General features: G+C 34.4%; 13 protein-coding genes. 6 read left to right on the top strand and 7 right to left on the bottom strand.

All coding sequences use genetic code 11. The annotated features are described in order from the left end of the window. Window positions 1–14 precede the first annotated feature (14 nt). From IEV77_RS04435 to IEV77_RS04410, 6 genes are all read right to left on the bottom strand, one after another. Window positions 15–923, bottom strand: a complete 909-nt coding sequence (locus IEV77_RS04435; RefSeq protein WP_188462220.1) for a PorP/SprF family type IX secretion system membrane protein — start codon at window positions 921–923, stop codon at window positions 15–17. Window positions 924–946: 23 nt separating this feature from the next. Beyond that, the gene (locus IEV77_RS04430; RefSeq protein ID WP_188462218.1) at window positions 947–6,928 is read right to left on the bottom strand and encodes an NIDO-like domain-containing protein; all 5,982 of its coding nucleotides are present in this window, start codon (window positions 6,926–6,928) and stop codon (window positions 947–949) included. A 233-nt stretch (window positions 6,929–7,161) separates the two neighbouring features. Next, complete coding sequence (locus IEV77_RS04425; RefSeq protein ID WP_188462216.1) at window positions 7,162–8,199, bottom strand: aldo/keto reductase; 1,038 nt, start codon at window positions 8,197–8,199, stop codon at window positions 7,162–7,164. A gap of 43 nt (window positions 8,200–8,242) precedes the next feature. Beyond that, window positions 8,243–10,423, bottom strand: a complete 2,181-nt coding sequence (locus IEV77_RS04420) for a tetratricopeptide repeat protein (RefSeq protein WP_188462214.1) — start codon at window positions 10,421–10,423, stop codon at window positions 8,243–8,245. A 110-nt stretch (window positions 10,424–10,533) separates the two neighbouring features. Next, the gene (locus IEV77_RS04415) at window positions 10,534–11,493 is read right to left on the bottom strand and encodes an OmpA family protein (protein WP_188462212.1); all 960 of its coding nucleotides are present in this window, start codon (window positions 11,491–11,493) and stop codon (window positions 10,534–10,536) included. Between the two features lie 69 nt (window positions 11,494–11,562). Next, the gene (locus IEV77_RS04410) at window positions 11,563–12,324 is read right to left on the bottom strand and encodes an exodeoxyribonuclease III (RefSeq protein WP_188462210.1); all 762 of its coding nucleotides are present in this window, start codon (window positions 12,322–12,324) and stop codon (window positions 11,563–11,565) included. Between the two features lie 181 nt (window positions 12,325–12,505). On the opposite strand from IEV77_RS04410, the gene IEV77_RS04405 reads away from it, so the two are divergent. The 5 genes from IEV77_RS04405 (at window position 12,506) to IEV77_RS04385 (ending at window position 23,895) form a co-directional block, all read left to right on the top strand. Then, window positions 12,506–15,940 (top strand): DUF8818 domain-containing protein, encoded by a 3,435-nt coding sequence (locus tag IEV77_RS04405; protein WP_188462209.1) that lies wholly within the window; start codon window positions 12,506–12,508, stop codon window positions 15,938–15,940. Between the two features lie 55 nt (window positions 15,941–15,995). Beyond that, window positions 15,996–16,382, top strand: a complete 387-nt coding sequence (locus IEV77_RS04400) for a hypothetical protein (protein ID WP_188462206.1) — start codon at window positions 15,996–15,998, stop codon at window positions 16,380–16,382. A 67-nt stretch (window positions 16,383–16,449) separates the two neighbouring features. Next, a complete protein-coding gene (locus IEV77_RS04395) occupies window positions 16,450–20,763 on the top strand; it encodes a CusA/CzcA family heavy metal efflux RND transporter (protein WP_188462205.1) in 4,314 nt (1,437 codons plus the stop codon). Window positions 20,764–20,765: 2 nt separating this feature from the next. Further along, window positions 20,766–21,911 carry an efflux RND transporter periplasmic adaptor subunit gene (locus IEV77_RS04390; protein ID WP_188462203.1) on the top strand — a complete coding sequence of 382 codons (1,146 nt, stop codon included), beginning with the start codon at window positions 20,766–20,768 and terminating at the stop codon, window positions 21,909–21,911. Between the two features lie 10 nt (window positions 21,912–21,921). After that, window positions 21,922–23,895, top strand: a complete 1,974-nt coding sequence (locus tag IEV77_RS04385; protein WP_188462201.1) for a heavy metal translocating P-type ATPase — start codon at window positions 21,922–21,924, stop codon at window positions 23,893–23,895. Between the two features lie 121 nt (window positions 23,896–24,016). Here the strand turns inward: IEV77_RS04385 and IEV77_RS04380 are convergent, their stop codons facing one another. Then, window positions 24,017–24,445, bottom strand: a complete 429-nt coding sequence (locus IEV77_RS04380) for a Rieske (2Fe-2S) protein (protein WP_188462199.1) — start codon at window positions 24,443–24,445, stop codon at window positions 24,017–24,019. Between the two features lie 173 nt (window positions 24,446–24,618). Here IEV77_RS04380 and greA point away from each other — a divergent pair, with 173 nt between their 5' ends. Next, window positions 24,619–25,092 (top strand): transcription elongation factor GreA, encoded by a 474-nt coding sequence (gene greA / locus IEV77_RS04375; protein ID WP_188462197.1) that lies wholly within the window; start codon window positions 24,619–24,621, stop codon window positions 25,090–25,092. Window positions 25,093–25,127 lie beyond the last annotated feature (35 nt).

Genomic DNA, 25,127 nt, shown 5'->3' with positions numbered 1-25,127 from the left:
TTTAGCTTAAGTAATTAGAAGTAACGAGGTGAACGTGACACTTTCTTTAAAAGTGGAATATCGAAATTTATAAAAATTTCATGAGAAGCAGATGTTGCTACATCAAGATCTGATATAACACTATCATAAGCATATCCAACTCTAATATTAGGTGTGATTAAGAAATTAATCATTCCAATAAAAGAATCTTCTAAACGGTATCCAACTCCAACCTCAACTCTATCATACATAAACAGGTTCGCATTTATATCGAAACTTAAAGGTGCATCTACAGCCATTTTAAACATGGTATTTGGCTTTAATTTAAAATTCTCTGAAAGGCTAAACACATACCCTGCCGCAGCAAAGAAGTGTAGCGTTTCTGAACCTATTTTATAACCATTATCATCTAAATGAACTGAGTTCAACATGTTAGGCATAGACAGAGACAAATAATACTTATTTGTTTGATAAAAATAAACCCCGACACCCACATTAGGTGTCGCTTGGTTTATATTAGTTTGTAATAAGGGATCATTAGGATCTGTAGCATCTAGATCAACCAGTCCAATATCATGGAATGTTGCACCTGCCTTTAGACCGAAAGCTAACTTATTCTCACCTCCTAATGGAAGCGTATAAGAGAAATCTGCATAGACATTGTTTTCTATAACAGGCCCAATTTGATCATTAATAAAAGATAGTCCAACCCCCACTCTTTTGCCTACTGGAGAACTTACATTAAAAGTAGCAGTATTAGGAGAGCCATCTAAGCCAACCCATTGGCTTCTATACAGAAGCCCAATTGCTACGCCATCGTAAGAGCCAGCATAAGCTGGATTTATAACGTTCATGTTATACATATACTGTGTAAATTGAGGGTCTTGTTGCGCATGCATTTGTAATGCAAACAAGAATACGAGAATGATATATAGTTTTTTCATTATAATAATTTGGTTGTGTTAGTTTACTGTTCTCTATTAATATATACCCAAGCCGATTTTACCTTGTCTTCTTGATATCTCATCACATAGAAATAAGTTCCTGTTGGTAGCTCGTCTCCATTATCCGAAATGCCTATAAATTCATTTGTATAATTATTTCTACTGTAAACTTTAATCCCATTTCTATTGAATACTTCCAAACTACTTACATCAAAGCCAGTTAAGTCGAAAGAATCATTATAATTATCTCCATTTGGTGTAATTACTTGAGGGATAACACATGTTTCTGTTTTAAATGTTTCATCTGTGGTAACAGGACAAGAACCAGACGTCGTGTATTCTATAGTATAATTGGTATTAGATACTGCACCAGTAACTTCTCCTGTAATAGGGTTTATTACTGCTCCACCTTGTGAAGGAGGATTAAGTGCAAATGTACCACCTGTATCTCCAGTTACTTCAACCGTAGCATTATCACAAGTTATTGATACAATAATAAAGGACGCATCTTCCGGACTTGTTAATAAAGTTACCAAGACAGAACTCATTTCAGAGCATGTACCTGATGTAGTATATTCAACAGTATAAGTTTCTTGAGGTGTACCATTTGTAATTTCTCCCGTAACTGGATCAATTACTGCACCATCTCCAGGTTCTGGGTTGAACGCGAAGGTTCCTCCCATATCACCTGTTATGTTTGCTGTTGCACCACTACAAGTTGGGAACATGCTAAATGAAGCATCTGATGTACCTGTTACAGTTACCGTTTGAGTAGAGTTTGCTGGACAAGATCCTGCTGTGGTATATACCACCGTATAGGTTGTTCCAGAAACGCCATTAGTAATAACACCAGTAGAAGCATCAATAGTTGCTCCATCTGTTGGCACAGGATTAAATGTAAATGTTCCTCCTGAATCTCCAGTTATGGTTGCAGTTGCACCATCGCAAGTTGGTACTAATGTAAATGTAGCATCTTCTTGTGAAGATATTGTTACAGATTGCGTAGTCGTACTTGGACAAGCACTATCTGTTGCATATTCTACTGTATAGGTAGCTCCAGTAACCCCATTTGTAATCTCTCCTGTTGTTGGGTCAATTAAGGCACCATCTGAAGGTATTGGGTTAAAAGTAAATACTCCTCCAGTCATTCCTGTTATTTCTGCAGTAGCTCCAGTACAACTTGCTGTCATTGTAAATGACGAATCATCCGAACCAGTAATGGTTACCGTTTGCATACTTGAAGTTCCACAATCTCCTGAAGTTTCATATTCAACAGTATAAGTTGTTCCAGCAACGCCATTTGTAATTTCTCCTGTGTCTGCATCAATAATCGCTCCATCACCAGGTTCTGGGTTAAAAGCAAATGTTCCGCCAGTAGATCCAGTAATTGTTGCAATTGCGCCATCGCAACTTGCAGTTAGTGTAAAGGACGCATCACCAGCTCCAGGCACTTCTAAAGTTTGTGTTCCTATAGAAGGACAAGCTTCTTCTCCAACTGTATATTGAATAGTATAGGTTGTTCCAGGAATTCCATTCATAACTTCACCAGTAGAAACGTTAATAGTTGCTCCATCCGTTGGCTCAGGATTGAATGTAAATGTTCCTCCCGTATCACCAAGAATGTCGGCAGTACCACCAGTACAAGTTGCTGTCATTTCAAAAGTAGAATCAAAAGTTGAAAGGTTAATATATTCAACTTCCACTTCATCTGAAACTGTAGCAGTTCCACCAGTACATAAGTCGTAAGTAACTTCGAACGTATAGGTTGATGTTTGAGTAGGAGATACTGTAACAGTATCTTCTGTTCCGATTATATTTCCGTTTTCATCTAACCATTCTAAAGTGTAATTTGGTGTTCCAGAAGGTGAGAATCTCCAAGATTCTGGTTCTGTAACTGTCCAAACTCCTGTATTACGACCTGGAGGTGTAGTAGCAGCAGTATCACCAACATTTTGCAATCCAACTACCGCTAAACCATCGTTCCAGCTCATACACGTTGGTTTACTTATTACATGAATATCAATATTATTTGACGATTCATGAAGTATAATCTGAGATGTGCTTTGAAGTGAATTACAAGCAGAACCAAATTGACAAACAGCGTTGTAATTAACTACAAACTGTCTATAAGGTGAGGAACCTAATACAACATAGTCAATACTTCCACATACAGAAGGGTCGATATCATGCCCTACCCCAAATATGTTAGCTTGAGTTATTGTCGTATTCGTTGAATTTGGTAAGGTCGAAACACCACCAGTAAATGGCGATAAATCCCAGCCGTTATAATCTCCAGCATTCTCTATTTCAAAACTCACTACACCGTTGGACCCTATAATTACTTGATTATACACGCCTCCATAGAAACAGAAATCAAAACCTAACTCAAGAACTTCAGACCAAGTGTCATCCACATCTATACTAGTAGGTGTTGCTCCATCAACTGGTGGCGTAGGACAAGTATCTATGGCATTAATTTCGTAATTATTTGTGTCTTGCCCATATAAGTGGAAGTTAGCAGCAAGCACAGCTTCTGGTGTTGCACAATCTACAGACGTATCATCTCCAGCAAATACAATAGAACATGGATTTGGTGGTGGTGGACATAAGAATGATAATGGATTACTAATAACCGTACAATTAGGATCGTTAGTATTAGCTGTAGTAATTACAATATTTGTATTTGCTGCATAAGGACCAAAAATCAATACTCCAGTTTCAGTGATTATTTGAGGAGCACTTCCTTGATTATCTGTAAGTGTTATAGATTCTGCATCTCCCATATCAGTAACATCCACTTGCACTTCAAAAACTGGATTATCTGGATCTGTAACACAGTCTCCGTTTACAACATTAAAAGTAACGGTTTGTGGTAAACATGTTTGACACCAAACATCGAAATCCCAAGGCTCTCTACTTCCACTCTCACAACTTATTGAGCCATCTGCCTCAGCAAAAACAACAATTCTATCTGTAGTAGATGTAAACGATAAACCAGCAAGGTCACCATTATTACCAGTTCCTTGATATAAAACTGTACCGTCTCCATCTTCAATTCTTAAAGTATCACAACAGGTTTCTATAGTTCCAGAATTGAACAAGATATTTAAAGGAAATCCTGTAGAACTTTGAAAACTATAAATTTCTTGATAGGTATTATCTCCATTTTCATAGCAATGTACCGTATTTAATACATCTCCATTATCACAATCTATAATTTGATTAGGGTCAAGTCTTGTAGTGAAATTATATTCAGTACAATCACTAGCTGAACCATTAGTGTTATAAGGAACTACAGTTACATAATAAGTTGTTTCATAGGCTAAGGTTCCTAAATCGTAGGTTAAAACATTTCCTACATCAACAGCATTTAAAATATCTATTCCACCTGGTGTGGTTCCAACATAAAGTGTATATCCAGTAACAATAATAGAAGCAGCGCTCCAAGTTAAATCGGTATTTTCATTTACATCAACAGCACCATTTAATGGAATGGTTAAAGCGGCATTACAGTTTGGAACTGCAGTTGTATCTATACAAGACACATCAAAATTCCAAGGTGTCTGACCTCCACTTGCACAACTTCCAAAACCATCTGCTTCATAAAACAACACCATAGTATCAGTAGTGGAATTCACAGACAAGCCTGCTAAATTTCCTGCAGTTCCAGTTCCTTCATAAATAATTGTTCCATTTCCTTCTTCTATCCTAATAGTGTCCCAGTTAGCTTCTAAGGTTCCGGAATGAAAAAACATATTTAATGGGTTTCCATTTGAACTTTGAAAACTGAAAGTCTCTATAAATGTATTATTTCCATTTTCATAACAGAAAATGGTATTTACTATTTGATTTGTTTCGCAATCCACAATTTGGAATGGATCATTTCGTACTGTAAAACTTTCTTCTGTACAACCTGTAGCTGGACCATTAGTATTATAAGGTACAATAGTAACATAATAAGTTGTTCCATAAGTTAAAGTACCTGGATCGTAAGTTAAATCCGTTCCAACATCAACACCATCTAAAACATCTGTTCCACCAGGAGTGGTTCCCATATATAAGGTATATCCAGTAACGAAAATAGTTGCAGGACTCCAAGTTAAATCGTCATCTTCATCTACACCAACTGCGCCATCTATAGGACTTGTTAAAGAGGCATTACAGTTTGGAATAACAGTAGTATCAATACAGGATACATCAAAATCCCATGGGGTACGACTTCCACTTCCACAACTTACAGAACTATCTGCTTCGTAGAACATTACAATTCTATCTGTAGTGGAATTTATAGAAAGACCGGCAAAACTACCTGTAGCATCTCCTGTACCTTGGTAAAGGACAGTTCCATCACCTTCTTCAATTCTAAGGGTATCGCAACAAGTTTCAATAGTTCCAGAATTAAAGAACAAGTTTAAAGGTGCTCCATCTGAACTTTGGAAACTAAAAATTTCTTGATACGTGTTATTTCCATTTTCGTAACAGAAAACCGTATTTAAAACTTGACTTGTAGCACAATCAATAATTTGGTTAGGATCTAGTCTTGTAGTAAAGTTTTGCTCATTACAATTTATTGCAGGACCATTATCATTATAAGGAATAATGGTTACATAATACATTGTTTCGTAAGCTAAAGTACCAGGATCGTAAGTTAAAACGTTTCCTACATCAACTCCGTCCAGAATATCTGTTCCTCCAGGCGTAGTTCCCATATAAAGTGTATAACCAGTTACAAAAATACTAGCAGGACTCCATGTTAAATTTTCATTTTCATTGACATTAACTGCTCCATTTGCAGGCGTGGTTAAAACGGCATTACAATTAGGAACAACCGTTGTATCTACACAAGAAACATCAAAATTCCAAGGATTGGTTGTACAACTAACACCAGAACTATCAGAAGTTACTCCAATGGTAATACTGTCTCCAGAAGAAGTAAACATTAACCCCGCTAAGTTACCTGCAACGCCATATCCAGTATATATATTCGAACCGTCAGAGTCTGTAACCACAAGCTCATCCCAGTTATTTTCGGTAGTTCCTGAGTTGAAGATCACTACCAATGGAGCTCCATCGCTACTTACAAAACTAAAGCTTGTACTATCGTTATTTGTATAACAAAAAATTGTATTAATAGGAATACCCGAACCACAATCAACTGGTGCGTTTGGATCTGCTCCAGTAGTAAAAGATTGTTCAGAACAGCCTATAGCTGGACCATTAGCGTTAAATGGCGAAATGGTTACATAATAGGTTGTAGAGTAATTTAATTCTGGTAAATCATATGTTGTTGAAAGACCAACATTTAAGTTGTCAACCACATCTGTTCCACCAGGAGTTGTTCCAACAGAAAGGGTATATCCTGTAGGAATTCCAGTAGCAGCCACCCAGCTTAAATTGGCTGTTATTGGCACACCAGTTGCTCCATTTGCTGGGGCCATTAAATTAGAACATGAAGGTGGGTCCACTACTACTTGTGTAGCCGTTACATTATCTATGTAGAAATAATAATTTCCTGAGAAATAATTATTTAAAAACCTTAATTTAAAATTGGAACCCGTTGGAATATTTGCCGCAGGCAACACAAAACTTATGTTGTTACAGGTAATTCCAGGTACGTGATTAGCATCGTTTACAGTTCCCATGGTCGTCCAATCTGTTCCATTATTAGTGGAATATTGCACTAATAATTCTCCCCAACCTGGAGGAGCTGGTGTGATTGCAGAAGGCCAGTCAACAATTTTATAGTCAAAAGCTACTGTTAAATCAGTACCATTGGATTGACCAACAATGTTCGGTGAAATCAAATCGTCAGTAAAATTTTGATCACTTAAGTTGGCTCTTAAAGACACCACACTACATGTTTGAAATACAGATCCGGAGTATCCAGTACCCGTCCATCCTGTAGGCAAGGTCAAACCCGCGTCGAAATTTTCTACTAAACCTATTTGAGAAAACCCAATTAAGGAAATAAACCCAAATAGTAGAGATAGCGTAATTTTTTTCATTTTATAAAAATAGGTTAGTTATTTTATGTAAGCCACTAACTACTAATAGCTTAAGTTTTTAGTGAATTTCAGATTGAAAATGGATCACTTACAATCTGACAAATTCCAAAAACCTAAATTATAAAATTTCTGTATTAAGAATGTGTTAACATTTACTTAATAGATAAACTACTTGTTTCTTCGGTGAATTGTGTTAATATTCGATTTTTAAAATTTTAATAGATTCTGCTAGATTAAGGAGCTGGATTTGGAAAAATACCATGTATTTTATTAATAGAATCCAATATTTCTTGACTTAAATTCAATTCAATACTTTCTACATTTTCTTGTAATTGAATTAAATTTGTTGCTCCTATTATATTACTCGTTATAAATGGTTGTTGGGTAACAAATGCCAAAGACATTTGAGCTAAAGACATATTATGTTCTTCAGCTAGCTTTAAATAAGCTTGAGTTGCTTGATTTGCTTGTTCTGAACTATATCTTGAAAATCTAGGAAATAATTTCAATCTAGAATTTTCGGTAGCTGTCCCTTTAATATATTTTCCAGACAATACCCCAAATGCCATAGGGGAATAGGCTAAAAGTCCAACATCTTCTCTCATGGAAATTTCTGCCATATCTCCTTCAAACACACGATTTAATAGAGAATAGGCATTTTGAATGGTTATTATTCTAGGCAAACTGTTGTTTTTAGATTCTTCAAGATAACGCATGGTTCCCCAAGCTTTTTCGTTTGAAACACCAATATGCCTCACCTTACCTTCTTTAATAATGTCTTGAAACGTTTGAAGGATTTCATTAAAATTATCTTTCCACTTATCCGTTTCTTCGTGTTTATAATCCCGAACCCCGAACGTATTAGTCTGTCTTTCTGGCCAGTGAAGCTGATATAAATCTATATAATCTGTTTGAAGTCTTTTTAAACTCTGGTTTACAGCATCCTTTAGTGCTTCAGGACTAAATCCATTGGTTCTAATATGAGCCGTATAATCTCCAGGGCCTGCGATTTTGGTTGCTAACACAATCTGGTCCCGTTTTCCTGTTTTTTTAAACCAATTTCCTATAATCTGTTCTGTTTTGGAGTAGGTTTCTGCGGTTGCAGGAACTGGATATAATTCGGCACAATCGAAAAAATTGATTCCTCTGTCTGTTGCCAAATCCATTTGGGCAAAACCTTCTTCTTGGGTATTTTGATTTCCCCATGTCATGGTTCCTAAACAGAGTTTGCTTACTTTAATATTAGTATGTGGTAAATTGGTATATTTCATTTTATTCTAACTGGTAAATAAAGCGGGTATCTGAAAAAATCTGTTAATTACCATTTTTAGGTTGATTGACATTTAGCTCTTGCATGATTTTTTGTGCCTCTATAATTTTTCCTTGTTCTTGATAAATTAATGCTAAAAGATATTTGTAATCTGGATTTTGAGGCTCAATATTCAGGGAGCTTTTTATTATTTTTTCTCCTTCATTAAAGTTTTTACTTTGATAATAATAGGTTGCCAAATTATAATAATATCTGGAATTTGAAGGCTCTAAGTTTATGGCATTCTTTAAATCGGCTATAGCCAAGGTGCTTTGTTCTAATTCAAAATACAATAAAGCTCTTAAATAATACGATCTTGATGATTCTGGGTCTTTTTGTATTAAGAGGTTTAAAATATTGAGCGCTTCGCTTAATTTACCTTGCATACTATAACTGGTAGCTAGGTTGGAATACACAGGCAATAACAGACTATCTAACTTTATCGCCATTTTATAATGTTTTATAGCACTATTGATATCGTTTGTTTGAAGGTAATAATCTCCCAATTGCATACGTCCATTCGAAAAATCGGCACTACTATAAAGCATATCTTCCAATTCCTTTCTAGACTTGGTTAACCCATTTAAATCAACATTTGTCAAAGTATTAGCATCTAAATCAAGGAGTAATTGAGCCGCACCTATTCTTACAAGTTTTGTTGTATCGTTTGTATGTTTAATAGCAATCGACGTTCTGTCTTCTATACTTAAGCCTCTAAACTTTTGTAAAGAAGCGTATCTCACCATAGGTGATGGATCGTTCAAGCCTTGTAACAAAGCTTCATATTGTTTTGATTCTGTTATTTGTAAATTATCTATTACCGAAGCTCTTGCAATGGCTGGAAATTTTAAATCGTTGATAAATACATCTAAAGCTTCACGATCTTTTTTGGAGATATTATTTTGACCACTTATTAATAAAGCATCCGAAAAATGCTCTTCTCTAGTTGAACCATACCACTCCACTACTTTGTTAGCTGCCCATTTGTTTGATTTGTCGGCATGACATGTATTACAAGCATTTGGTGTACCATACGTAACACTTTGATCAGGTCTTGGAATTCTAAAACTATGATCTCTTCTAAAATCAATTCCCATATAAGTAACACCTGTCATATGACAATTGATGCATTGAGCCCCTTCTGAGTTTTGTGGATGAAAATGATGGGTAGGCTTATCGTATTTTGGCTCATGACACTGCATGCATAAATTATTACCAACAGCTTTCAATTTTAAGGAATGTGGATCATGACAATCAGTACAAGTAACATTATTATGGTACATCTTACTTTGCACAAAAGAACCATAAACATAATCTTCAGCTTCAATCTGTCCATCGCCATGATAAAACTCCTGAGATAAATTTTGAAGCAAATATTGATCTTCGAAATTTGTTCCGGGAATTAAATTTTGGGTAAGTTTTGCACGTCTAGAATGACAAGGCGCACACATATTCATTTGAGAAAATTGCGAATTTCCTGCTATAATATATTTACTAGTATGAAGTGAGTCTTGCATGTTATTTGCCCAATTAACATGTTTTTCGGCTGGGCCATGACAACTTTCACAACTAACATCTATGGATGAAAATGTGGTTTCGAATCTATCTTCATCAACAATATAATTCTTCTGAAGATTTGTGGAATGGCATTCGGCACACATGGTATTCCAGTTTTGCGAACTTTGTGTCCAGTGCATCCAGTCGTGAGGATCGAAAGCATCTCCAGAATATTGATGATACCATTGTTTTTTTATATCATCCCAAGTAACCCGAAGCACTTGTTTTTTTCCATTATCAAAATCTATTAAATATTGTTGCAATGGTGTAACTCCAAAAGTGTAACTTATTTTGTAGTCGTTTACAGAACCATCAATTTCGGTAACTTGAACATAATAATCAGAATCTTTTCTGCTGAAGACATAAGCAATTCCATCAATATTTTGGTTCACATTATTAAAATCTCCTAAAACAGTTTCTTCATTAGCTACTTCCATAGCCAAATCGTGATCGGAACCTTCCCAAGTAGCAACCGCATCCTTATGACAAGAAATACATTGTGCATCTCCAACATAACCATCTTTATGAACAGAGGTTATTTTTTTGGAATCCACATAGCTTTCTTTTTTTGAATTGTTTGAACACGAAACAAAAAGTAAAATTAAAACAACCAAATAAAGATGCTTCATATGATATTTGAAATAGGTTGAAAAATAAAATATAATGCAATTTAAAAATATCTCATTAAAAAACGCGATTCTTTCGAATCGCGTTTAAAAAATTACATAGTATTTAATAACTACATATCATTAAGCAGTTTTGTTATCTCGTCTAATTTAGGCGTTAAGATAACTTCAATACGCCTGTTTTTTGCTTTGCCATCAGAAGTGTCATTAGTTGCCACTGGTGCATATTCTCCTCTTCCCGCAGCGGTTAGATTTCCTGGATTGATACTCGGATTGTCATTTAAAATTTCCACAATAGCTGTGGCACGCTTGGTTGATAAATCCCAATTACTTTTTAATATCCCATTTCCAGAGTAAGGCACATTATCTGTATGTCCTTCTATTAGCACATTAATATCGGGATTATCTGCAAGAACACTTCCCAATTGCATAACCGCTTTTTTACCTTCTACACCTACAGACCAACTTCCAGATTCAAAAAGTAATTTGTTTTCCATAGACACATATACTTTTCCGTCGCGTTGCTCTACAGTTAATCCATTTCCTTCAAAATCTACCAAGGCTTTAGAAATGGCATTTTTTAATGCAGTCATCGCGGCATCTTTAGCAGCAATCATGCTTTCTAATTCTGCTACACGATTAGAACGAATCTCTAATTCACTTTTTAAAGTTTCTAATCTAGACTTTTCAGCTTCAAGAGCTTGCTCTTTAGCTTCTAGTTGCGCTAATAACTCTCTGTTTTTACTAACGTTTTCAGCAATAGCAGACGAACTGTTTTTTTCTAAGGCACTATAAGAAGCTTTCAAATTATCCAAATTAGCCTTGGAAGCATTATAATCTCCTTGCAATTTATCTCTTTGAGAAATGGCTTCTTGATATGCGGTTTGTAGTTGATCCAATTCATTTTGCGTTGCATTTTTAGCACTCAACAAACTTTCATTTTCATTTTTTAAATCCCCATTTTCATTTTTTAAGGTTGTGTATTTGCCTTCCAAGTCTTTATAAACTTTAGGAGACACACAAGAGCTCATTAAAACGGTAGTAATTGCTATAATTAAGATTCTGTTTTTCATTTTTAATATTTGGGTTTAAATTTTAATTTCAAATTTAGTTTGTTGCTAATTGGATTTATTAAATATGTTTTAATTTTCAATTTCAACTAAAACTGGACAATGGTCGCTATGTACGGCATCTCTTAATATAACGGCTCTTTTTATTTTTTCTTGTAATGGTTTTGAAACCATTGTGTAATCTAAGCGCCAACCTTTATTATTTGCTCTGGAATTTGCACGATAACTCCACCAGCTATATTCTTGTTTTTCAGGATGTAAATATCTAAAGGCATCAATAAAATCGTAATTTATAAATTGCCCAATCCAAGTGCGTTCTTCTGGTAAAAATCCTGAAACACCTTTCATTTTAGGATTGTGAATGTCTATTTCTTCGTGACAAATATTATAATCGCCACAAATAACCAGATTTGGAATTTCCTGTTTTAAATTGCTTATATAAATTTGAAACTGGTCCATATAATCGAACTTGTGTTGCAAACGAGCATCGTTGGTTCCTGACGGTAAATACAAGCTCATAACAGAAATCCCATCAAAATCTACTCGAAGGTTTCTTCCTTCAAAATCCATAGACTCAATTCCTGTACCAAATTCTACATGATTGGGTTTTGTTTTAGATAAGATAGCGACTCCACTATAGCCTTTTTTCTGAGCACTAAACCAATAATGATATTTATATCCCGCATCTTCAAATAGACTTAGGTCCAACTGATCTTCCATGGCCTTTATTTCTTGCAAACAAATAACATCTGGATCTGCTGCTTTTAACCAGTCTATAAATCCTTTATTTAATGCCGCACGAATCCCGTTTACGTTATAAGAAATTATCTTCATTTGCTCTTCCCTTAAAAAAGGTATTCTTTTAAATTAAACATGTGAAATAACCCAACACATTAAATTAGCGAGTTATTTTCAGCTAAAATAAATAATGCTTTACATTTACACTATTAATTTAAAACCGTTTTAACAAAAGCTATCAACAAAATATTTTAATTGATATGTAGTTTAGTACTTGATGAAGTTTATACTTACTCTTATATTTTTACTTTTTGGTTTTGTGGCTTTTGCTCAAGACCAGGATTCTAATTACAGAACAAAAACGGTTGCTGTATCAGATTCTATTGCCATAGACAGTGTAAGTATCAATTCTAATTTCTTAACCATCAAGAAAAAAGATAGCTCCTTTGTTGATGCCTCCTATTATACAGTAGATTACCAAAGAGCAATTATAACTTTTAATAAACCAATTGAGGCCGATTCTATAATTGTAAATTATTTAAAATACCCCAATTACTTAACTAGGACTTACAGACAGATTAGTGATAGTGTTATTGTTGAAAATAATGCAAACCTTGCTAAACTTTACAAACTATCACAACCAAGCGAAAAACGAACCTTCACTCCTTTTGATGGTTTATCTACTTCGGGAAGTATTTCACGTGGCGTGGTTATAGGTAACAATCAAAATTCTGTTTTAAACAGTGAGTTAGATCTTCAAATTACAGGGAAATTAAGTGAAAGTATTTCTTTAAGAGCTTCCATCCAAGATGCCAACGTCCCTTTACAGCAAAGTGGTTATTCACAACGTTTGGATGAATTCGATCAGGTTTTTATAGAATTATTTAGTGATAATTGGAAAATTCGTGCTGGAGACATTGATCTATCAAATACGCATTCTTATTTTGCCAACTTTACCAAACGCGTACAAGGTTTATCGTTAGGAGCTACAATACATCATCCAGATTCTCAAACGTATTTATTTGCTTCTGGAGCTTTGGTTCGAGGACAATTTACTACTAGCGAGTTTACAGCGCAAGAAGGCAACCAAGGACCTTATAAACTAAGAGGTCCAAACCTAGAATTATATGTCTTAATAGTCTCAGGAAGTGAAACTGTATATGTTAATGGAATTCCATTAAAACGAGGCGAGTCCAACGATTATATTATAGATTATAATGCTGGAGAAATTATTTTCAACTCAACGTTCCCTGTAACTTCCGAAATGCGAGTTACCGTAGATTATCAATATAGCGATAGAAATTATTCACGTTTGGTAGTGTTTGGAGGTGGAAGGTATGAAAGCGAGAAACTAAACCTCGGGGTTTCTATATATAGTGAAAACGATTCAAAAAATAATCCGATTCAACAAAATTTATCTTCTGAACAGGTTGAAATTTTAGCCGAAGCTGGTGACGATAAAGCGAAAATGGTAGCGCCTTCCATTACACCAGAAGCTTATAATGAAAATAGGATTTTATATAAAAAAGAAGATATAAATGGCGTCGAAGCCTTAGTGTTTTCAAACAATCCAGACGATCAATTGTTTAGTGCCAGATTTTCGTTGGTAGGTGATAATTTGGGGAATTACATAATAAGCAGTATCGATGCCATTAGCACCATTTATGAATATGTTGAACCTATTGGAGGCGTGCTACAAGGAAATTACGACCCGATTACTCTGTTGGTAGCTCCAACAAAATTACAAATAGCGGTCATTAATGGCGATTATAAACCAACTGAAAAAACTTCCCTGAGCTTTGAAGTGGCTGCTAGTGATAACGACTTGAATCTTTTCTCAACCTTAGATGATGAAAATAACAATGGCTTGGCAGGAAAATTAAGAGCTAATCAAGTTATCATTAAAAATGATAGTCTATGGAATCTAGAAGCTTATGCAGATGTAAATTATATTCAAGAAGATTTTAGATCCATACAACGTATTTATAATGCAGAATTTAATCGAGATTGGAATTTAACAACCCTTGGAACTTCTACCCTACCAACGTATTTAGGAAATCAAACCCTTATTAAGACTGGGGCTCAAGCCTTCCATAACGACATGGGGATAGCCAGTTATCAATTTGAGTATTTAAATTATTCTAAAAATTTCAATGGAAGTAGACATATCGTTTCAGCCAATTTACAGCTTAATAAATGGCATATTGTATCCCTATCTAGTATGCTAAACACCTCTTCCACCACCAATTACTCTGCTTTTTTTAGAAGCTTTAATTTAATTTCTTACAGTTTTGATAAGGCATGGGTTGGCACCAGATTGGCTATGGAAGATAATCAGCAAAAAATTAACGAAACTAATATTTACACACCTATTAGTCAAAAATATAAATCTTACGAATTATTTACAGGCGTTGGAGATAGCACCAAAGTTTTTGCTGAAATCGGCTATAAATACCGTGTAAACGATAGTATTAGAAACAACCAATTACAACAAGTAAATACCTCCAACACTTTTTATTTAGATTCTAGAGTTGTTCAAAACGAACGAACCAACTTATCCATTTATGCCAATTACAGAATTTTAAATAATACAGATGAAACCATAGAAGATGAACGTTCTCTAAACTCAAGAATCCAATATAGCCAACGTTTTGTTAGACAGTTTTTTCTTTGGAATACGGTATATGAAACCAATTCTGGAACTTTGCCTCAACAAGAATTTACCTATGTAGAAGTAGAACCTGGACAAGGAAATTACTTGTGGATTGATTATAATAACAACGGCATTCAAGAATTAGAAGAATTTGAAATCGCTCAATTTCAAGATCAAGGAAAATACATTCGCGTGTTACTACCTAACCAGGTATTTATAAAAACGCATCAAAATAGGTTGAGTCAGACGTTCACCATAAATCCACAACAATGGTCTAGCGAAGTAACAGGGATTAAAAAAGCACTTTCCCATTTTTATAATCAAACATCATATTTGGTAGATAGTAAAAGCCAACGTGATGGAAATAGCATCAATTTAAATCCATTTTATCGCGATCCAGATAATGAATTAGGATTGCAATTAAATTTCAGAAATGTCCTATTCTTTAATCGAGGAAAGCAACATTATACCACATCCTATACCTTTCTTAAAAATGACACAAAGAACAACCTAACCATCGGGTCTATTGAAAATGATATCATTAGTCATATCTTACTTTTCAATCATAAATTCGCTATAAATTGGTTGATTAATTTTCAAACAAGCTGGAATTCAAATAAAAGTGTTAGCGAAAACTTTGCCAATAAAAATTACGATATAGACGAAGGCAATATAAACCCCAAATTATCTTACCTATTAAACGATAACATCCGTTTTGATATCTTCTATCAATACGCAAGCAAGAATAATACCATTGGAAGTTTAGAAACTTTAAACCAACAAAACTATGGTCTTTCTTTTTCATTTTTAAACTTTCAAAAAATGTCAATCATTGGAGAGATTAATTATTTTTCTAATAATTTTGAAGGAGATATGAACACACCTGTTGCCTATCAAATGATGGAAGGCCTGCAACCCGGAAAAAACTACACATGGAGTCTTTTAGCTCAAAAGAAAATCACCTCGTTTTTAGACTTAAACCTCAACTACCAAGGTAGAAAGAGCGAAACTATCAAAGTTATCCATACTGGAAGCGTGCAATTAAAAGCTTATTTTTAATAATGTAACAAGAGTTACTTTCTAAGTAGTTATTTTTCATAACTTTGTAGCGTATATGAATAAAATCGTTGCCATAGCTTATTCTGTTTTGATGCTTGTACAAAGCTTCAACTTTAGTTTTGAAGATTTTTCAAAGCTAAGTGTTCTGTTTGAGCATGCCGAATATCATCAAAAAACGTATGGCGACTCATTTTTAGATTTTATTGCAGAACATTATGGAGACAGCAAATTTCAACATGAAAATGAACATCATGGACATGAAAATTTACCTTTTAAACATCATCAAACCTGTTCTCACGCCAATGTAGCATTTACATTGCCAACGTTAAACTTTAATTTGGAATATCAACCTTTTGTTGAAATTCCTTGTAACTTTTTTTATAAAGAATCTAAGTCTTTATTCGAAAAACATTCTGTTTTTCAACCACCAAAATTCGCATAATTCACCCGTGATTTAAGTTTTTTTACAGGCTATCTTTTGATAGCTTAACACTTTATACATACGAATTATGTTAGAAAACATCATTAAATTTAGTTTAAGGAATAAGCTTATTATTCTACTATTTATAGCGTTTGTTGCTGGTTTTGGAATTTTCTCCTTAACTCAAATACCTATTGGAGCTGTTCCAGATATTACCAACAACCAAGTGCAAGTTATTACCACTTCTAGAAATTTATCTACTCAAGATGTGGAACAATTTATTACCTATCCAGTCGAATTAGAAATGGCTAATTTACCTGGAGTCATTGAGATTAGATCCGTTTCTAAATTCGGATTATCAGTAGTTACCATTGTTTTTGAAGACGGTTTAGGCACCTATTTACCTAGACAACTGATAGCCGAAAAAATTAAATCGGCTTCCGAAAAAATCCCAGAAGGTTTTGGCTCTCCAGAAATGGGACCTATTACCACAGGTTTGGGAGAAATTTATCAATACATTCTAGATGTCAAGCCAGAATTCAAAGATCAATATTCCACAACCGATTTACGAACCATCCAAGATTGGATGGTAAAACGCCAATTATCTGGTATTCCCGGAGTTGTTGAAGTCAATACTTGGGGCGGCTTTTTAAAACAATATGAAGTTGCTATCAATCCGCAAAAGTTAAATGCCATGCATATTTCGGTTTCCGAAATTTACGACGCTTTAGAAAAAAATAATAGCGTTGCAGGTGGTGGTTATATTGAAAAAACCAATCAAGCGTTTTTTATTAGAGGCGAAGGACTAGTAACATCTCTCGAAGATATTGGGAACATAGTCGTTAAAAACGATGGTGTTCCTATATACATTAAAGACATTGCTAAAGTAGGTTTTGGAAGCGCTACTCGTTTTGGCGCCATAACCGGGAATGGAGAAGGCGAAAAAGTATTAGGGCAAATTATGATGCTAAAGGATGGAAATTCCAATGAAATTATAAAGGCCGTTAAAGAACGCGTGGCATCTATTCAAAATACGTTACCGGAAGGTGTTTATATTAATGGTTTTCTGGAAAGAACAGAATTGATAGATAAAACAACATTTACAGTAGCCGAAAACCTAATTTTAGGTTCCTTAATCGTGATTTTTGTAGTGGTTTTATTATTAGGAAATTGGCGCTCAGGATTGGTTGTGGCATCCGTAATTCCTTTAAGCTTACTATTTGCAATTTCATTAATGAACATTTTTGGTGTCGATGCCAATTTAATGAGTTTAGGAGCTATTGATTTTGGAATTATTATCGATGGAGCTGTTATTATTGTCGAATTTATAGCCTTTCAAATTACTACGCAAAGTGCCAAAATCACCTCGCTATCAAAACAAGACCAACAAGCAGACATTGATATCATTACCCTAAAAAGCTCATCTAAAATGATGAACTCGGCCATCTTTGGACAACTTATCATTTTAATTGTTTTTATCCCCATTTTATCTCTTAGCGGTATTGAAGGAAAAATGTTTAAACCTATGGCAATGACCTTCAGTTTTGCTTTAGTTGGAGCCATGATTTTTTGTTTAACATATGTTCCAGTAATTTCTTCCTTAGTTTTAAAACCTCATGTTCAAAGCGACAAAAATATTTCAGTTCGCTTAATGAAGGTATTAAATAAAGGCTATAAACCAGTAATAAACTGGGCTCTACAAAATAAACGTTTGGTTATTTCTCTTTCAGTAATCTTGTTAATCTCAAGTGGCTGGATTTTCAATAAAATGGGAGGTGAATTTGTGCCAACTTTAGATGAAGGTGATTTTGTTATTCAACCCGTTTTAAAAACGGGAACCTCATTAAGTAAAACCATAGAAATTACTACTAGAATAGAACAAATATTACTCGATAATTTCCCCGAAGTTGAGCAAGCTGTTAGTAGAATTGGGGCTGCCGAAGTACCAACAGACCCTATGTCTATGGAAGAAAGTGATGTTATAATTAAATTAAAACCTAAAAACCAATGGGTTTCTGCCTCTAGTAAGGACGAATTGGCCGATAAGTTTAAAGAAGCACTCTCTGTAATTCCGGAAATGGATGTGGAATTTACCCAACCAATAGAAATGCGTTTTAATGAATTGGTAACGGGAGTAAGAGCAGATGTGGCTATTAAAATTTTTGGTGAGGACTTAGACATTTTATCAAATAAAGCCAATGAGATTAAGAGCCTTATTGAAAAAGTCGAGGGAGCGTCAGATATTATTGTTGAAAAAGTCGCTGGCTTACCACAGATGAGTGTAAAATTCAACAGAAGTAAAATTGCACGTTATGGACTTAATATTTCAGATTTAAACCAACTCATTTCTATGGGATTCGCTGGCGGAACCGTTGGCTCTGTTTTTGAAGGCGAAAAACGTTTTGATTTAGTTATTCGTCTAGACGAGAGTCAAAGAAAAGATCTAGAAAGTCTTAAAAATTTGTATGTCGACACTCCTAATGGCTCTAAAATTCCTTTAAGTGAATTGGCTGAAATCACCTATACAACAGGACCCGCAAAAATCTCTAGAGACGATACCAAACGTCGTATTGTGGTTGGTGTCAATGTAAGAAACCGAGATTTACAATCTGTTGTGGACGATATCCAAAAAATTATAGATAGTAACTTAAAACTTCCTGCAGGATATAGTATCACTTATGGCGGACAGTTTGAAAATCTACAAAGTGCCAAGGCCCGATTAATGGTTGCAGTGCCAATAGCATTAGTGCTCATCTTTATATTGCTCTATTTTGCCTTTAACTCTGTAAAAGATGCGTTGATTATTTATTCTGCTATTCCACTTTCCGCAGTTGGTGGCATTTTGTTATTATGGATTAGAGACTTACCTTTTAGTATTTCGGCAGGAGTAGGTTTTATTGCTTTATTCGGGATTGCTGTTTTAAATGGCATCGTACTTATTGAGCATTTTAAAGAACTAAAATCTCAAGGCATCAGTAATATTGAAGAACGCATAAAACGTGGCACAAGCGAGCGTTTACGTCCCGTATTATTAACAGCCTTGGCAGCGGCATTAGGTTTTTTACCTATGGCTATTTCCACCAATGCAGGAGCCGAAGTCCAACGTCCTTTAGCTACCGTTGTTATTGGAGGTTTAGTAAGTGCCACCATATTAACCCTTGTGGTACTACCCGTTTTATATGCTTGGATGGAACAAAAAAAAGAACTTAAAATGAATAAAAAAGGATTAACCGCTATCGTGATTTTGCTGTTTTCATTTCAAATGAAGGCGCAGCAAAACCCTTTAACTATTGAAGAAACTGTCTCTTTAGCCATTGAAAATAATTCAGGCTTAAAAGCTTCATCTTTAAAAATAGATGAAGCCGATGCATTAATAGAAAGCGCTTTTAGCTTCGACAAAACATCTTTATATTATAATTATGATGAAAGCAATCTGGCAGGGAATAATAAGCCATTAAACATCTTTGGTATTTCTCAGGATTTTAAATTTCCGACCGTTTATTTCGCCGATAAAAAAGTGAATCAAGCTCAATACCAATTACAGGAATCTAATTATAATATTAGGTTTCAAAGTTTAAAGCGCGATGTAACTTCAAAATATTATCAATTAAGTTATGCTAATAATAAGGCAGAAGCCTATCAGTTTTTAGATAGTTTATACCAAAATTTTGCTGTTTCCGCTAAACGACGTTTTGAGTTAGGCGAAACCAATTATCTCGAAATGATTACAGCACAATCCAAACAAAAACAACTGGAAACACTATACAAACAAGCCTTGCAAGAGATTGTTTTAGCCACTGAACAATTAAAAAAAGTGGTACAAGTGGATAGTTTAAACATGGCTAACAATCCTTTGAAAAAGTTGGAGTTAGACAACCTATCCTTAAAAGATAATGTAGGTTTGGAAGCTTTCGAATATTCTAAAATTTACTATAAAGCTTTAAATAATAGAGAAAAACAAAGTCTGTTACCCGATTTAAATGTGGAATATTTTCAAGGTACAAACAGTGAGATAGACAAAAATTTTATTGGCTACACCTTTGGTGTCAAAATCCCCTTATTTTTTAGTGGAAATGCCTCTAAAATCAGAGCTTCAAAAATTGCTCAGGAAGTTGTAGAAGAGCAACTACAAGATTATCAAGTAAAGTTAGATACAGAATATCAATCGTTATTGGCTAAACTGCATCAGTACGAAGAAGCCATCACTTATTATGAAACCCAAGGCAAAAACCTATCCGAAGAAATAATAAAAACGGCTGAACGCACTTTCAAAGAAGGTGAAATAGATTTCTTTCAATACATACAAAGTATCGAAACGGCAAAAGACATCGAACTTACTTATTTGGATAATTTAAACACCTACAATCAAACAATTATTGCAATCAATTTTTTAATTTTATAAAAATGAAAAACCTATATATCCTTATTTTTTCATTGGTTTTAGTAGCCTGTGGAAATTCAGAAAAAAACATGGAAACTGTTGAAGAAATTCATGAAGACTCCAATGAAATAGACATTACAAAACAACAATTTGAAGGTGAAAACATGGCTTTTGGTACTATTTCCCAACAAGAATTTAACCAAACCGTACAAGTAAATGGTATGATAGATGTGCCACCTCATAACAAATCGAGTGTGACTTCTTTTATTGGTGGTTACGTTACAAAAACACCTTTACTAATAGGTGATAAGGTAAATAAAGGACAAATGTTGGTGACCCTTGAAAACCCAGAATTTGTAGAAATTCAGCAAAATTATTTAGAAGTTGCTGAGCAATTAACCTATTTAAAGTCTGAGTTTACGAGACAAAAAACTTTGTATGATGAAAACATCACCTCTCAAAAGAACTTTCTAAAAGCAGAAAGCACTTATAAAAGTAATTTAGCTCATTATAATGGCTTAGGTAAAAAGTTACAAATGATGAATATTAACCCGAAATCCGTGGAACAAGGACAAATAACATCTACTATCAATTTATATGCGCCCATTGCCGGTTATGTGACTAAGGTAAACGTGAGTAATGGAAGCTACGTATCACCTTCAGATATTGTTTTAGAAATTGTAGATACAGACCATATTCACTTAGAATTATCGGTTTTCGAAAAAGACATTTTAAAAATTAAAAAGGGACAGAAAATTCAATTTAAAATTCCTGAAGCCTCGGACAGTATTTTTAATGCTGAAGTGCATTTGGTTGGGACAACTATAGATGAAAATAATAGACGTGTAAAAATTCATGGACATATAGAAGAAGGACAAACGCAATTTGTTGTTGGCATGTTTACAGAAGCCGATATTATTGTTAGTAATACAAAACGAATGGCATTACCAAAAGAAGCCATTCTTGAGGTTGAAGATCATTCTTTTGTGTTAATTTTAAAGAATGAGACAGAGACAGAATATCAACTAGAAAAAGTAAAAATTGAAAAAGGAGTTGAAACGGAGTCTTATGTTGAAATTCTAAACCCAGACTCTTTAATAGACAAGAAAATTTTAATAAAAGGAACGTACATGTTACTCAATGCAGGTGGCGGAGGTCACGACCATTAATACGAATGATATGAATAAACATAAAGAAGAAACGCATAACCATGAACACGGAGGAATTTTCGGAAAGAAAACGGAACTATATTTTTCGATACTTTGCGGATTCTTTCTACTAATTGGTTTTATTTTAGAAAAAACGGAAGTTTCACCAAGTTGGATATCCTTAAGTAGTTACATTATAGCCTATTTTTTTGGAGGATATTTTATAACCATTGAGGCTACCAATAAAATTCTTAAAGGTGGTTTCGAAATCGATTTTCTAATGATAGTTGCCGCTCTTGGAGCTGCTTATATTGGCAGTTGGGCCGAAGGTGCTTTACTTCTATTTCTATTTAGTTTAGGTCATGCTTTAGAGAGCTATGCCATGAATAAAGCAACTAAGTCTATCGAGGCTTTAGGAGATTTATCGCCAAACACTGCCTTAGTTAAAAAAGATGGAAAATTGATAGAAACACCCATCGAGCAATTAAAAATAAACGACATTATTGTAGTAAAACCTCATACAAAAATCGCAGCAGATGGTGTTATTATTGTAGGAAACAGTAGTATCAATCAAGCTCCAATTACTGGAGAAAGTATGCCTGTAGATAAAACAGCTATTCCTAATACCAATAATTTACCAGACTTTAAGGATATAGACAAAAGCCATATTGTTTTTACCGGAACCATTAATGGAGATGGAAACATTGAGGTTTTAGTTTTAAAACTTAGTGAAGACTCCACGGTTGCCAGATTGGTTAAGATGGTAAGTGAGGTAGAGACACAAAAATCGCCAACCCAACGCCTTACTAAGAAATTCGAAAAAATTTATGTCCCAATAGTTATCATATTGGTTGTAACATTATGTTTTGCTTATTTGGTTGTAGACGAAACTTTCTCAGAAAGTCTGTATCGAGCCATTACGGTTTTGGTAGCGGCTAGTCCATGTGCGTTGGCAATTTCTACTCCAAGTGCAGTTTTGAGCGGTATTGCAAGAGCTGCCCAAAAAGGCGTTTTAATAAAAGGAGGCAAAGCCCTGGAAGATTTGGGTGTTATTACAACCATTGCATTCGATAAAACAGGAACTTTAACCGAAGGAAAACCCAAGTTAACAAACGTTATTCCTTTTAATGCTTTTAATGAAACAGACTTTGTTCAAATGGTTTTAGAGGTAGAAAGTTTAAGCAATCATCCTTTGGCAAAGGCTATTTCAAAAGATCTAAAAACAACTTACAACATTGACTTTTTAGACAAAGCTTCCGAAATAAATGCCATTCAAGGGAAAGGTATTGAAGCCATTTATAAAAATGAAAAGGTATTTATAGGTAATACCAAACTCATGGAAGATGAAGGGATTTCAATCGAAGATTCAGTGCATTCTCAAATGACTGATTTATTGAAACATGGACACACAGTTATGTTAGTCGCATTTAAGAATGAAATTGCAGGATTAATAAGCGTCATGGATGTTCCAAGAAAGACAGCTATTAGCACTTTAAAACGATTAAAAGAAATTGGCATCAAACGAATGATTATGCTTACTGGAGATCATCAAAATGTTGGAGATACCATAGCAAAACAAATAGGTTTGACTGAAGCCAAAGGTAATTTGCTGCCAGAAGATAAGGTCGAAGCCATAAAAAAACTGTTACAAGAAGACAAAAGAATAGCCATGGTTGGAGATGGTGTTAACGATGCTCCTGCTATGGCTTTAAGCACTGTTAGTGTTGCTATGGGAGCTGCAGGAAGTGATGTTGCTTTAGAAACTGCAGATGTAGCCTTAATGTCCGATAAGATTGAAATGCTTCCTTTTGTAATAGGCTTAAGCAGAGAATCCAAACGGATTATCAAACAAAATATTTTTATCAGTTTAGGGGTTGTTGCTTTGTTAGTTCCTGTAACAATCTTAGGGTTAACAAATATTGGAATGGCTGTAATTTTTCATGAAGGTTCGACCATTGTTGTCGTATTAAATGCCTTACGCCTATTACGTTTTAAAATGGATTAAATTTGGAGACCTTTCAATCCCTAAGCATTGAGATTGAAAGGTAATTCCTATTTCTTTTAATTATTAAAAACACGAATAATATTTCCATTTACTTCCACATAATAACGTTTTAAAGCATGCTTTAGTTAGAAATGACAAGTGTATTTTCAATTCTTTCAACACGATAGTTTCTTAAACCACACTGTAACGCTGAGTTTCCCAAAGGTTGCCCTGTTATAAGACTGTATTTATTTTTGTCTTCACAATTACAAGTCGCTTCAAATCCAGAATCTGAAACTAACCGGCAACCATTTTGTACATGGTTTGGGTCTGCAGCATCCCATGCAAGAAATTCAAATCCAGAATTGATAACTATAACTCCTGCATTACCAATATTAGGAATATAAAGGGAGTTTCCTGGGATTTCAAGATTGGGATTCAAATTTAAGCTAACAGTCCTATTAACTTGTACGTCAAGTAGAAATTTACAATTCTCATTATCGTTGTCATCACTTTTGTTACATGAAACAACCATAAATGCGATTAAAATAATATAATAAATACGATTCATTTTTTAATTAATTTTTCGGTTACAATTTACAACAAAAAGTAAACAGAGTTAAATATTTTGTATATTTGTAAATCAATCTCGTGTGAACGAGATTTTTTGCGTTATTCCCAAACTATTTCTCTAATTATATAGGAATGGTTTTGGGAAATTTATAATATATAAACGATGAAGTTATGAGTAAAGTATCTTATTACACGGAAGAAGGTTTAAAAAAATTAAGAGAAGAATTAAGAGTATTAAAAGATATAGAGCGCTCAAAAGCGTCTCAAGCAATTGCAGAGGCTAGAGATAAAGGTGATTTAAGTGAAAATGCCGAATACGATGCTGCAAAAGAAGCTCAAGGCATGTTAGAAATGCGCATCTCAAAATTAGAAGGGCAACTTGCTGGCGCTCGTCTTATTGATGAATCTCAATTAGACAACTCCAAAGCACTAGTTTTATCTAAAGTGAAAATCAAAAATCAAACCAATGGTATGGAAGTTGTTTATACTTTGGTTGCAGATGGTGAAGCCGATTTAGCCACAGGGAAAATTTCAGTAAATTCTCCAATTGGAAAAGGTTTGCTAGGTAAATCTGTTGGGGAAGTAGCCGAAATACAAGTGCCGAATGGTGTTTTAAAATTTGATGTTCTAGAAATCTCAAGATAACAAATTCCTTAATTTGGTCACTGAGCGTCGGCCAC

It is taken from the genome of Xanthomarina arctica (assembly GCF_014638915.1).
GTDB classification, from domain to species: domain Bacteria; phylum Bacteroidota; class Bacteroidia; order Flavobacteriales; family Flavobacteriaceae; genus Xanthomarina; species Xanthomarina arctica.
Note: the sequence above shows the minus strand (reverse complement) of the source record. Positions and strands in the feature narration are given on the sequence as shown.

Coding starts and splice junctions, on each gene's coding strand:
- IEV77_RS04410 (WP_188462210.1), bottom strand. CDS start 12,324: ATGAAGATAATTTCTTATAACGTAAACGGGATTCGTGCGGCATTAAAT.
- IEV77_RS04405 (WP_188462209.1), top strand. CDS start 12,506: ATGAAGTTTATACTTACTCTTATATTTTTACTTTTTGGTTTTGTGGCT.
- IEV77_RS04390 (WP_188462203.1), top strand. CDS start 20,766: ATGAAAAACCTATATATCCTTATTTTTTCATTGGTTTTAGTAGCCTGT.
- IEV77_RS04400 (WP_188462206.1), top strand. CDS start 15,996: ATGAATAAAATCGTTGCCATAGCTTATTCTGTTTTGATGCTTGTACAA.
- IEV77_RS04425 (WP_188462216.1), bottom strand. CDS start 8,199: ATGAAATATACCAATTTACCACATACTAATATTAAAGTAAGCAAACTC.
- IEV77_RS04385 (WP_188462201.1), top strand. CDS start 21,922: ATGAATAAACATAAAGAAGAAACGCATAACCATGAACACGGAGGAATT.
- IEV77_RS04435 (WP_188462220.1), bottom strand. CDS start 923: ATGAAAAAACTATATATCATTCTCGTATTCTTGTTTGCATTACAAATG.
- IEV77_RS04395 (WP_188462205.1), top strand. CDS start 16,450: ATGTTAGAAAACATCATTAAATTTAGTTTAAGGAATAAGCTTATTATT.
- IEV77_RS04430 (WP_188462218.1), bottom strand. CDS start 6,928: ATGAAAAAAATTACGCTATCTCTACTATTTGGGTTTATTTCCTTAATT.
- IEV77_RS04420 (WP_188462214.1), bottom strand. CDS start 10,423: ATGAAGCATCTTTATTTGGTTGTTTTAATTTTACTTTTTGTTTCGTGT.
- IEV77_RS04415 (WP_188462212.1), bottom strand. CDS start 11,493: ATGAAAAACAGAATCTTAATTATAGCAATTACTACCGTTTTAATGAGC.
- IEV77_RS04380 (WP_188462199.1), bottom strand. CDS start 24,445: ATGAATCGTATTTATTATATTATTTTAATCGCATTTATGGTTGTTTCA.
- greA (WP_188462197.1), top strand. CDS start 24,619: ATGAGTAAAGTATCTTATTACACGGAAGAAGGTTTAAAAAAATTAAGA.